This is a genomic window from Pseudomonas baltica (assembly GCF_014235765.1).
Classification (GTDB): Bacteria; Pseudomonadota; Gammaproteobacteria; order Pseudomonadales; family Pseudomonadaceae; genus Aquipseudomonas; species Aquipseudomonas baltica.
The window spans coordinates 1,774,506-1,786,360 of the sequence record NZ_JACMYH010000001.1 but is presented as its reverse complement, the minus strand read 5'-3'; the positions used below and the strand labels follow the sequence as shown (position 1 = coordinate 1,786,360).

Annotated in this window: 11 protein-coding genes; 4 read left to right on the top strand and 7 right to left on the bottom strand. The window is 63.6% G+C overall.

Features of this window, described 5'->3' with window-relative positions:
• Positions 1-3: 3 nt before the first annotated feature.
• A complete protein-coding gene (locus tag H7993_RS07980; protein WP_122479406.1) occupies positions 4-1,152 on the bottom strand; it encodes an efflux RND transporter periplasmic adaptor subunit in 1,149 nt (382 codons plus the stop codon).
• A gap of 258 nt (positions 1,153-1,410) precedes the next feature.
• Between H7993_RS07980 and H7993_RS07975 the strand changes: the two genes are divergently transcribed.
• Entirely contained in the window at positions 1,411-2,043 is a 633-nt protein-coding gene (locus H7993_RS07975; protein WP_122479405.1) for a TetR family transcriptional regulator, read from the top strand.
• Positions 2,044-2,180: 137 nt separating this feature from the next.
• Positions 2,181-3,077 carry a DMT family transporter gene (locus tag H7993_RS07970; protein WP_122479404.1) on the top strand — a complete coding sequence of 299 codons (897 nt, stop codon included), beginning with the start codon at positions 2,181-2,183 and terminating at the stop codon, positions 3,075-3,077.
• A gap of 19 nt (positions 3,078-3,096) precedes the next feature.
• Here H7993_RS07970 and H7993_RS07965 read toward each other — a convergent pair whose 3' ends face one another.
• Both H7993_RS07965 and H7993_RS07960 read right to left on the bottom strand, forming a co-directional pair.
• Complete coding sequence (locus H7993_RS07965) at positions 3,097-4,605, bottom strand: MDR family MFS transporter (RefSeq protein ID WP_342345036.1); 1,509 nt, start codon at positions 4,603-4,605, stop codon at positions 3,097-3,099.
• Between the two features lie 124 nt (positions 4,606-4,729).
• Positions 4,730-5,659: an AraC family transcriptional regulator gene (locus tag H7993_RS07960; protein WP_122479402.1), complete on the bottom strand. Its 930-nt coding sequence runs from the start codon at positions 5,657-5,659 to the stop codon at positions 4,730-4,732.
• Positions 5,660-5,970: 311 nt separating this feature from the next.
• Between H7993_RS07960 and H7993_RS07955 the strand changes: the two genes are divergently transcribed.
• Both H7993_RS07955 and H7993_RS07950 read left to right on the top strand, forming a co-directional pair.
• Entirely contained in the window at positions 5,971-6,294 is a 324-nt protein-coding gene (locus tag H7993_RS07955; protein ID WP_185793995.1) for a putative quinol monooxygenase, read from the top strand.
• 42 nt (positions 6,295-6,336) lie between these two features.
• Positions 6,337-6,576, top strand: coding sequence for a hypothetical protein (locus H7993_RS07950; RefSeq protein WP_185793994.1), 240 nt, complete (start codon positions 6,337-6,339; stop codon positions 6,574-6,576).
• Here H7993_RS07950 and H7993_RS07945 read toward each other — a convergent pair.
• The 4 genes from H7993_RS07945 to H7993_RS07930 form a co-directional block, all read right to left on the bottom strand.
• A complete protein-coding gene (locus tag H7993_RS07945) occupies positions 6,569-7,195 on the bottom strand; it encodes a flavin reductase family protein (RefSeq protein WP_185793993.1) in 627 nt (208 codons plus the stop codon). The genes H7993_RS07950 and H7993_RS07945 overlap by 8 nt on opposite strands.
• A 96-nt stretch (positions 7,196-7,291) precedes the next feature.
• Positions 7,292-8,611 (bottom strand): MFS transporter, encoded by a 1,320-nt coding sequence (locus tag H7993_RS07940; RefSeq protein ID WP_185793992.1) that lies wholly within the window; start codon positions 8,609-8,611, stop codon positions 7,292-7,294.
• Positions 8,612-8,770: 159 nt separating this feature from the next.
• On the bottom strand, positions 8,771-10,099 hold the full coding sequence (locus H7993_RS07935; protein ID WP_185793991.1) for a sigma-54-dependent transcriptional regulator: 1,329 nt from the start codon (positions 10,097-10,099) through the stop codon (positions 8,771-8,773).
• Positions 10,096-11,850, bottom strand: a complete 1,755-nt coding sequence (locus H7993_RS07930; protein ID WP_342345035.1) for a sensor histidine kinase — start codon at positions 11,848-11,850, stop codon at positions 10,096-10,098. Before H7993_RS07930 ends, H7993_RS07935 begins: the two co-directional genes overlap by 4 nt.
• Positions 11,851-11,855: the final 5 nt, after the last annotated feature.

Genomic DNA, 11,855 nt, shown 5'->3' with positions numbered 1-11,855 from the left:
CGATCATTCACCTTTGCCGTTGGCGGCAGGGGCGGACTGTTCAGGAGTCAGGTTGCCAGCATCCTTGACGGTCACATCGGCACCTGGCTTGACGTATTGCAGACCTTCGGTGATCAAGCGATCGCCAGCGTTCAGGCCTTTCTCGATCACCCAATAGGCGCCATCGGTGCGATTGGCCACCAGTTGACGCTGCTCGACCTTGTTGTCTTTATTGACGATCAAGGCGGTCGGGGTGCCCTTCAGGTCGCGCGTCACGCCTTGCTGGGGCGCCAGGATGGCTTCGCTGCGCACACCGGCCTGCAGCTTGGCGTGCACGAACATGCCGGGCAGCAGCACGTGTTCCGGGTTGGGGAACACGGCGCGCAGGGTGACCGAGCCTGTGGCCTGATCGACCGACACTTCGGAGAATTCCAGCTTGCCGGCCTGGGCGTACTCGCTGCCATCTTCCAGGGTCAGCTTGACCGAAGCGGCGTTGTCGCCGGCCTTCTGCAGCTTGCCGCTGTCGAGGTCGCGTCGCAGCCGCAGCATTTCGGCGGACGACTGTGTCACGTCGACGTAGATCGGGTCCAGTTGCTGGATGGTCGCCAGGGCGTTGGTCTGGCCATTGGTCACCAGTGCGCCTTCGGTCACGTCGGAACGGCCGATGCGGCCCGAGATCGGCGCCATCACCTTGGTGTAGCGCAGGTCGATCTGCGCGCTCTTCACCGAGGCCTCCGCCTGCAGCTGCTGGGAGCGTGCGTTGTCGTATTCCTGGCGGCTGACGGCTTGCTCGTCGATCAGCTGCTTGTAGCGCCCGGCCAGCGACTTGGCCGACTCAAGCGTCGCCTGGGAGCTGCCCAGCGTCGCCTCGTACACCGACGGGTCGATCTGGTAGAGCTGCTGCCCGGCCTTGACCTCGGTGCCTTCCTTGAACAGACGCTTGAGGATGATCCCGTTGACCTGCGGCCGTACTTCGGCCACGCGGTACGCGGTGGTCCGGCCCGGCAGTTCGCTGGTCAATGTGTAGGGTTGGGTTTTCAGGGTAACCACGCCGACCTGAGGAGCTTGCTGAGCCTGTTGCGGGGCTGCTTCTTCCTTTTTGTCACAGCCGCTGAGCAAGGTTGCCAGGGCGACGGCGGATACCAGAGCGGTAACAACTGGCTTGAATTGCATGAAGATCCTCGGGTCGTGAGCGCGGGGGAGGGCTCAAGAATAGTGGAAAGGTAAAAAAATGTTACGACTGGATTAATAGCTTACTAACGAATATACTTACATTCGTGGTTGTTTGTAAACAACTTGATGGCCTGATGCCCGCGACGTTGCGGCGCACCCATCGATATTCCGGACAAGCCCCGCACAAAAGGGATTCCCGGCCTGAGCAGGCGCTGCGTTACGCATCGCGCGTGCATTGAAGATTGAGGTTCGACTGCCATGGTTCGCCGTACCAAAGAGGAAGCCCAGGAAACCCGCAGCCAGATTCTCGAGGCGGCCGAGCAGGCCTTCTACGAGCGCGGCGTGGCGCGCACGACCCTGGCCGACATCGCGACCCTGGCAGGGGTGACGCGCGGCGCCATCTATTGGCACTTCAGCAACAAGGCGGATCTGGTCCAGGCCATGCTCGACAGCTTGCAGGAGCCGCTCGAGGAGCTGGCCCAGGCCAGCGAGAGCGAGGATGAGCCCGACCCACTGGGTTGCATGCGTCAGTTGCTGATCCGCCTTTTCCAGCAGATCGCCGTAGACCCCAAGACCCGCCGCCTCAACGAAATTCTGCATCATAAGTGCGAGTTCACCGATGAAATGTGTGACATGCGCCGCCAGCGCCAGTCGGTCAGCATCGACTGCAATGTGCGCATCGAACGGTCGTTGCGCAACGCCGTGAACCGCGAGCAGTTGCCGCACGATCTGGACACCGTCAGGGCGGCCATCGCCTTGCACGCCTATATAGATGGCATGATCGGCCAATGGTTGCTCGTCCCCGACAGTTTCGATCTCTATCAGGAAGCGGAGCGTTGGGTGGACCTGAGCCTGCAGACGCTGAGCCTGACACCGGCGTTGCGCAAATAAAGTTCTGAATCAAGTTGTAACAGCGCCCCCGCTCGCGCCATCATCGACCTGACACCATCCAGCCGCTGCCCGAGTACCTGCGTGCGGCGGACAGGTCACGACCGTTACCCTTTCATCATCCTGTTGCGAGCGTGTGAATGAGCGTGCAAAACCCGTTGCTCACCGGGGTCAACCAGCCGCTGCGCGGTATCGCGCTGATCTGTCTGGCAACGTTGCTGTTCGCCAGCCACGACGCCTTGTCCAAGTACCTCTCCGGGCTGTTCCCCATCGTTGTGGTGGTGTGGGCGCGCTACGTGGTGCACACCTTGCTGATGCTGGTCATATTCGTGCCGCAGACCGGGCTGTCCACGGTGATCCGCACCAAGCGGCCGGGGCTGCAGCTGTTGCGCGCGCTGTGCCTGATCGCCACCAGCCTGTTCTTCACCACCAGCCTGCGCTACATACCGCTGGCCGAAGCCACGGCGGTCAACTTCCTGGCACCGCTGTTGGTGACGGCGTTGTCGGTGCCGCTGCTCAAGGAAGTGGTGACCCGCGCGCAATGGGCGGCGGTGATCACCGGCTTCATCGGCGTGCTCATCGTGATCCGCCCCGGCGGTGCCCTGTTCACGCCGGCCATCCTGCTGCCGTTGATATCCGCGTTCTTCTTCGGCCTGTACCAATTGCTGACGCGCAAGCTCAGCAGCATCGACAGCCCGACCACCAGCAATTTTCTCGCCGGTATCTTCAACACGCTGATCATGAGCGCCGCGCTGCCGTTCTTCTGGCAGGCGCCGGGGTGGATCGATGCATTGTTCATGGTCGGCCTGGGCACCTGCGGCATGCTCGGGCATCTGTTGCTGACCCAGGCCTTTCGCCATGCCGCGCCGGCGCTGCTGGCACCGTTCAGTTACGGGCAGATCCTGTTCGCCGGGATGTATGGCTACCTGATCTTCGACCACACCCCCGACATCTTCGGCGTGGTGGGCATCAGCGTCATCTGCCTCAGCGGCCTGGCCGTAGCCTGGGCCCAGCGCAAGAAGCGACCGGTTGCCTGAGCGGGCCTCTTCGCACAAGCTACTTCTCGCCATGCCCGCGGCCGCGCAATTCCAGATTGGGCAGCGCCAGTGCCACGGCCACTCCCAGCAGGGAGATGCCGGCACTGGCCCACAGCAAGTGCTGGAAGGTCTGCGCCAGTTCCATGCGCAAGGCATCGCGGGCAGGGCCGGCCGCAGCGTTGAGCCCGGTCAGCAGCACGTTGCCACTCACCACCTCGAGCCCATGACCGCTCAAGGCACCATCCGCCAACTGCACACCGTGCAGCATGGCCAACAGCAAAGCCGACAGACAAGCCACGCCAACAGCGCCGCCCAGCGAGCGAAACAACGCCAAGGTACTGGTGGCCACGCCGATGTCCCTGGCCTGCACCGAATTCTGCGCGCCGACCAGCGAGGTGGGAAACTGCAGGCCGCAGGCGAACCCCGTCAACAGCATGAAGGTCACGCTGAGCAGCAGGTTGTCCGGCGCACTGAACGCCATGCCCAGAATCCCCAGCGGAGCGAGCAACGCCCCGGTCAGAATGATGGGTTTGTAGCGCCCGGTCTGCGATGTGCGACGCCCGCCCAGAAAAGCCCCGATGGGCAACCCCAACGCGAGCGGCAACAGGTACAGGGCCGCCTGGTCCGCGCCGGCACCGGTGACGGTCTGGAAGCGCAGGGGCATCATCACGCTCAGCCCGATGGCCTGGAAGCTGGTGAAAAACACCGTGCACCAGCACAGCACCGCTGCGCGATTGGCAAACAGATGCATCGGCAGCAGCGGTTCGCGAAAACGTCGTTCATGCCAGACAAAACCCAGCAGCGATGCCGCGGCAATTACCAGCAGCGCCCACACCTGGGTGTCGTCCAGCCCATGCCCCTGGCCAACGCGGGTGATGCTCATGAGCAAGGTGCTCAGGCCGACGATCATCAGCACCGTACCCAGGTAATCGATGATCGGCGTACGCTGCGGTATGGGCAGCCCCGCCAGCTTGCGGCTGGCGTACCAGCAGGCGAACGCGCCCAGCGGCAGGTTGATCAGAAACACCCAGCGCCACGACAGGTACTGCGTCATGTAGCCGCCCAGTACCGGGCCCAGCACGCTGGCGGCTGCGTACATGCTGCTGAAATAGCCCTGGTAGCGGCCACGTTCGCGCGGCGGCACGACATCGCCGATGATCGCCTGGCTGACCGAAACCATGCCGCCAGCGCCGACGCCCTGCAGCAGGCGCGCCAGCACCAGTTGCTCCATGCTCTGCGCCATGCCGCAGAACAGCGACGCCAGGGTGAACAATCCCGTGCCGATCAGAATCATGCGTCGGCGTCCGTACAGGTCGCCCAGCTTGCCGTAGATCGGCGTGGCCACGGTCATGGCCACCATATACCCGGAGATCACCCAGGCCAGGCGGTCGACGTCGTTGAACTGGGCGGAGATCGCCGGCATGGAGACCGCAACGATGGTCTGGTCCAACGCGCCCAGGAAAATGGCCAGCATCAGGGCCACCAGAATGCTCTTGATGGCCGGCGGGGAGTGGCTGAGATCGGTCACAGGTAGGCCTGCAAAGAGACGCCCCGGCAAGATGGCCACGGGCTGCGGTCTTCGAGTGTACTTGATAGCTAGCTATCGGTTCTATTGGTGATCTGCGGTTTTTTTCAACCCTGCCAGCGTGACATCAGAGGCTGATGCGCAGGCGTGCCAGGTCACGCACCGGTGGTGCGCCGAAATGCCGGCTGTATTCGCGGCTGAACTGCGAAGGACTTTCGTAGCCCACGCGATACCCGGCGGCCGACGCATCGAGATCTTCGCTGAGCATCAGTCGACGAGCCTCCTGCAAGCGCAGCTGTTTCTGGTACTGCAACGGGCTCATGGACGTCACGGCCTTGAAACGGTGATGCAGGGTGGACACGCTCAGGTTGACTTCGCGAGCCAGGTCTTCGATGCGCAGGCTGCGCTGGAAATGCCGATTGATCCAGGCGATGGCCTGGCTGACCCGGTGGGTCTGGCTGTGGGCGACGGCGATTTCATACAAGCGGTGACCCTGTTGCCCGCCCAGCAGGCGATAGAGGATTTCCCGTCGCACCAGTGGCGCCAGCACGGCAATGTCCTTAGGGGTTTCCAGCAGCCGCACCAGGCGCAGCACGGCGTCGAGAAACGCCGTGTCCATCTGCTCCACGTACAGGCCGCGCTGGGTCGAACGCGAAGGCACGCCCAGCGGCCCGGCGTCGGCGATCACCGCGTTGATTTCGTCGGGGTCGATGTCCAACCGCAGGGACAAGCTAGGGTCGCCGGGGCTGGCATCCAGGATCCGTCCAGAGATCGGCATGGCCACCGACACCACCATGAAGTTCAGCGGGTCGTAGATATAGCGCTCTTCCCCCAGGCGCACCTCCTTGCTGCCGTGGGCAAGGATGCACAGCGCCGGTTGCACCAACGCCGGAAACGACTGCACGCACTCTTCATAGCGCACCAGATGCAAGCCGCTGATCGCGGTGCCATGGCAGCCGGGTGCCTGTGCGCCACGGGCAATGCGCTCGGCAAGTTCGCAGCGACTTCGTTCCAGGGCAGGGTGCAGGGGCAGGGCAGCAGGTGCGGCGGGTTTCATGCAGGCTCCATGATCTGTGCATCACATGACCACGAGGATAATCCGCGCTTAATGCCAAGGGTAGACGATAGCTGCAGGATGTTTGCCCAATCCTGCCAAGTTGTCGGAGCGTCTTGTCCGAACCCGCACGTGCACTGTGCGGATGGGCAGGAAAACCGCCACACAGGGCCGCTTGGGTTGATTGAAACTGCAACCCTGCAGGATCGGGCAAGACCTTGACAGGAAACGGCTAACCCCTGTGGTCCGGGGTTGCGTAACGTTGTCGCTGCAACCTTGTTCACCGCAGACCGTTCAATCAGGGAGAGTCGAGCATGAACTCATTATCTACCGTCAGTCACTGTGCCTTGGTCACCGCCCGGCATGGGCATTCCGAACAGGTCGGGCTGAGGTTGTCGGCACTGGTGCGGCCTGCGCTGGGCATGCCCGGCTGCCTGCATTTTGCAGTCCAGCGCAGCCACGGCGACGAGCGATTGTGGCAAGTGGCAGGCGTCTGGCGCGATCACGCCGCGATGACCGCCTGGTTCAAATCGCCCGGTATGCAGGTGTTCTCCGACCTGGTCCAGGGCCTGCTGGTCACCAGCCTCGATCTGCACACTTTCGAGGATGCCGCGATCGAACAGGCCAGCGCGGCCTGAGCTGCGTACAATCGTGGCTTTTGCATAGCTGCGAGGTATGTCATGGCACGCAAGGTATTCGAACATCACGAAGCGGTTTCAGCGGTAGTGCCCAATGAAGGCAGTTACCACGCCGCCATCGCCATCAAGGCCCTGCAGGGCGGTGGTGTGCCGCGGTTTCACAAGGTGCTCGACGGCCAGTCGTTCCGTACCGCGCACGAGGCCGATGGCGCTGCCGCCGAGATTTTGCTGACTCTGGCCGCTGTCGACGATGAAGGCGAGCCGCGCTTCGAGCCTACTTGACCTGCGGTCGGTGCATTTTGAACAGCGCCTGCGGACCGATCTCGAAATAATCGGCCGGCCCGCCGCCGCGCAGGATCGGACCGGCTGCGGCCGTGTCGTAGACCCCGTCCTTGAGCAATGACTTGGCGATGTGCACCGCCACCACTTCACCCAGGATCAGCCAGGTGGGCACTTCCTGTTGGTCGGCGCCCTTGAGCTGAATGATCTGCGTCACCTTGCACTCGAACGACACCGGCGCTTCGAGCACCCGCGGTACGCTGACGATTGTCGACGGTGCATGGTGCAGGCCACTGAGTTCGAACTCGTCGACTTCGGGGCCGACCGCGGCGCAGCTCTGGTTCATCTGCTCGGCCAGGGCACGAGTAGACAGGTTCCAGACGAATTCACCGGTCTGTTCGATGTTGTTCAGGCTGTCCTTGCGTCCCACACTGGCGAAACCGATGATCGGCGGCGTGTAGTTGAAGGCGTTGAAGAAGCTGTACGGCGCCAGATTCAGGCGACCTTCACGGTCGTGGGAAGAGATCCAACCAATGGGCCGCGGGCCGACGATGGCGTTGAACGGGTCGTGGGGCAAACCATGGCCCTTGGCCGGCTCGTAGTAATAGGTGTCATCCGACATCAGGGGCAATCCTCAGCGTTCAGGTGCCCCCAGTGTGCGTCGGCCATGGCGGCCAGTGCAACTGCCCCCGCCTTTGCGGCGCAGGCATGCTCAGCTTCAGTCCGTTTCGATCCGTGAGTGCGTCTTGGTGTCCTTCATGAACACGTACACCAGCAGCGAGCAGGCGATGCAGGCGGTCACGTACCAGTAGTAACCGGTTTCCATGCCGATCTGCTTGAACCACAGGGCGATCAGTTCGGCGGTTCCGCCGAAGATCGATACGGTCAGTGCATAGGGCAGGCCCACGCCCAGGGCGCGGATCTCGGTGGGGAACAGCTCTGCCTTTACCACGGCGTTGATCGAGGTATAGCCGCTGACGATGATCAGTGCCGCCATGATCAGGAAGAACGCACCCCACCAGGTTTGAATGGTGTGCAGCGTGGTCAGGATGGGAACGGTACACACCGTGCCCAGTACCCCGAACGCGATCAGGATGGGGCGTCGGCCGATCTTGTCGGAGAGGGCGCCGACCACCGGTTGCAGGCACATGAACAGGAACAGCGTGGCCGCCGAGATGGCCGTCGAGTCCGCTTTGCTGAAGCCCACCGTGTTGACCAGGTATTTCTGCATGTAGGTGGTGTAGGTGTAGAAAGCCAGGGTACCGCCCATGGTCAGGCCGACCACGGTCAACAGTTCCTTGGGATGGCGCAGCAGGGTGCGCATCGTGCTTTCCTTGGATTCCTTTTTCTGGGTGAAGGAGTCGGTCTCTTCCATGCCACGGCGCAACCACAGCGCCACCACTGCGCACAGCGCGCCGATCACGAACGGTACACGCCAGCCCCAGCTGAGCAGCTGTTCTTCGGTGAGCGTCTGCTGCAGCACGATCAGCACCGCCAGCGCGATCAACTGGCCGGAGATCAGGGTCACGTACTGGAAGCTGGAGAAGAAGCCGCGCCGTTCCCTGGTTGCCATCTCGCTCAGGTAGGTGGCGGACGTGCCGTACTCGCCGCCCACCGAGAGGCCCTGCATCAGCCGCGCCAGCACCAGCAGCACGGGCGCCCAGATGCCGATGGTTTCGTAGCTTGGTGTCAGCGCAATGACCAGCGAGCCAAAGCACATCAGCAATACCGAAGCCATCAGCGCAGCCTTGCGGCCCTTGCGGTCGGCGTACAAACCCATCAGCCAGCCACCGATGGGACGCATCAGAAACCCGACGGCGAAGATCGCGGCGGTGTTGAGCAGTTGCGCGTTGAGGCTGTCCTTGGGAAAGAACACCTGGGCGAAATACAGCGAGAATGCCGCGTAGACGTACCAGTCGTACCATTCGACCATGTTGCCGACCGAGCCACTGAAGATCGACTTGACGCGGCTGGCGGTGGTGCGAGGCGGGGCGGATGCAGCGGTTGCCCCGGCGGGCAGGGTGTTGGAGTTATCCATGATGGATCCTTCTCATTATTGTTGGTAGCGCGTTGGTTCGCGCTTGCCAAGGCAATAGCAGGAGCCGTGCCAGCCGCTGTACCCCCGATTTCAGAGGGTTCACGAAAAAAAGCCGGCGGATTCTTGCCGATACGAGAAGTGGGGTGAGCGGATTCTTGCCTACTCGCGAAAGTCGTCGCGGGCCAGGCCGTGACGCTGCATCTTTTCGTTGAGGGTGCGCCGAGGCAGTTGCAGTTCCTCCATCACCGACTTGATATCGCCGCGGTGCCGCGCCAGTGCCGCGCGCAGGCATTGGGCTTCGAAGGCTTCCTGTTGTGCCGCCAGGGACAGCCGGACGCTGACCGTTTCCGCCGCTGGCGCGGCCAGGCCCAGCACGTGGCGTTCGGCGGCATTGGCCAGCTCGCGGACATTGCCCGGCCAATCGTGGCTGAGCAACTGGGCCAGTTGCGCCGAATTGACCGGCGGCGCCTGTCGCGCCAGACGCTTCGCGGTTGCCGCGGTGAAGTGATCGAACAGCCGCACGATGTCTTCGCGCCGCTCGCGCAATGGCGGCAGGCGCAGTTCGGCGACATTCAGCCGATAGGCCAGGTCTTCGCGAAACAACCCAGCCCGTGCCTGCTCCAGCAGGTCGGGCTTGCTCGCCGCGACCAGCCGCAGGTCAACCGGAATGCTCTGGTTGGAGCCCAGGCGCTCGAGCTTCTGCTCCTGCAGCACACGCAGCAGCTTGGCCTGCTGAGCCATCGGCAGGCTCTCCACTTCGTCGAGAAACAGAGTCCCGCCGTGGGCGTACTCCAATTTGCCGATGCGCTTGCCCTGGGCGCCGGTGAATGCACCGCTCTCGTGACCGAACAGTTCGGCCTCGAACAATGCCTCGGGAATCGCGGCACAGTTGAGCGCCACGAAGGGTTTGCCAGCCCGTGGGCCGAAATCGTGCAGGCAGCGCGCAACCAACTCCTTGCCACTGCCGGTTTCGCCACGAATCACCACGTTGACCGGCAACTGCGCCAGATCCAGTACCTGGCGCCGCAGCTGGGCGATGGCGGGCGCAGCGCCAAGTAGGGTCGCCTGCAATTGCTCGCTGAAATCGGCCCGACTGTGCAGGCGCCGGTTTTCCAGAACCAGTCGACGCTTGTCCTGAGCGCGCTGCAGGCTGGTCAACAGGCTTTGCGGGCTGAAAGGCTTCTCGAGAAAATCGTAGGCACCCTCGCGCATGGCCTGCACCGCCATCGGCACGTCACCGTGCCCGGTCAACAGAATCACCGGCAACTCGGGGTCGCGGGCCTGGACCTGTGCCAGCAGGCCGAGCCCGCCCATGCCGGGCATGCGCACGTCGCTGAGTATGACCCCGGCGAAATCCGCTGGCAGCTGCGCCAGGCAGTCTTCGGCCTGGCTGAAGCGCTGCACCGAAAAGCCGCTGAGGCCCAACCACTGTTCAACGGCGTCGCGAATGCTCGCTTCGTCGTCGATGACCATCACTTGATTGCTCATGCAGGCTCCGTATCGATGGGCAGGGCAAGGGTGAAACGTGCGCCGTGTGCCAGGTTTTCCGCGCTCAACTGGCCGCCGTGTTCGTGAGCGATCGCCAGGGAGACCGCCAGCCCCAAGCCGAGGCCTTCGCCGATGGGCTTGGTGGTGAAGAACGGGTCGAACAAGTGTTCGAGGTGCTCGCTGGCGATGCCGCCACCGCTGTCGGCAATGTCCAGCTGCCATTGCTCGCCATGAAGCTGCAGGCTGATGTGCATGTCCTTGGCAGGCACCCCGGTCATGGCGTCCAGCGCGTTGCGCAACAGATTGATCAGCACCTGTTCGAGGCGAATCACGTCGCCGCGGACATAGGCCGGCCGCCGGACCTGCAACTGCAGGCGTACACCTGCCGTATGCAGGGGTGTCTCCAGCAACTGCAAGGCTTGATCGAGCACCTGCGCCAGGTCGACTCGTTCGCGCACGCCGGCCGGGCTCTTGCGCGCGAAGGTCTTCAAATGGGTGGTCAAGGCCGCCATGCGTACCAACATCTGTTCCAGCGGCGCCAGGGCCTGGCGCGCCGCGTCGATGCGATCCTGATCGAGCAACAGCCGCAGGCTCGCCAGCTGCATGCGCTGCGCTGTCAGCGGCTGGCTGATCTCATGGGCCAAGGCCGCCGACATCTGCCCCAATGCCGCCAGTTTGGCCGCCTGGACCAGGCCCTCCTGAGCATCGCGCAGCTCCCGGGTGCGTGCCCTGACCAGTGATTCCAATTGCTCGCGACCGCGCTGGCGCAGCGCAGCCAGGCGCCGACGCTGATTCAGCCAGAGGCCGCCGAAAACCAGACTCAACCACAGGCCGGCCGCTGCCAGCGCGGCATTGCGGCTGTCTTCGGTACTCGCCATGGGAGGCTTGAGCAAGTGCAGGGTCCAGCCTTCGCTGGCCATCGGCAACGATGCCCACAGGTAGTCGGCGGTGCCTTGAGGGCCGTTGACGCGCACGTGCCGGGCCGCTCCATCGAGGTTGCCCAGCACCTGGTGGTCCAGCGGCTGCAAGGCTTGATCGTGATACTGACGGGTGCGCTGCAGTTCGGCGCGGTCGGCCTCGCTCAAAGGGTGCAAGGTGCGATACCGCCATCCCGGTCGGTTGGCGATGAACACCACCCCGCGCGCGTCACTGACCAGCAAGGTATCGGGCCCCTGCGCCCATTCCTGTTCCAGTTCGGGCAGCTCGAGCTTGACCACCATGGCACCGAGAAAGCCGTCCCGAGCGTCCTTGATCGCACTGGACAAGAAGTAGCCGGGAATGCCGCTGGTTACGCCTACCGCATAGAAACGCCCGCTGCCCTGGCTGACCGACTGGCTGAAATAGGGGCGGAAGGCGTAGTTGTGACCCACATAGCTGGTCGGCAGACGCCAGTTGCTGGCTGCCACCGCCAGGCCCTGATGGTCGAGCAGTTCCAGGGTCGACGACCGCGCCGCCGCGTTGATGCGCTCAAGCTTGCGGTTGAGCATGTTCTGGGTGGCCGGATCGATCGGCCCCTGTAGCGACTGCTGCAGCTGAGGATCCAGCGCCAGTACTGCAGGCAGGGTGCGATACCGTTCGATCAGGGTGTGCAGGCTGTTGGCGTACAGCGCCAACTGGCCATTGCTGCGTGCCGCCTCCTCGTTCTGCGCCAGCAGCTGGGCGTGACGGCCCGCCCATGCGGCGCACAACGACGCGCCGGCCACGATGACCAGCACGATGACGGCCAGGCGCGGGGCGCGGGAACCGGTCACGGGCG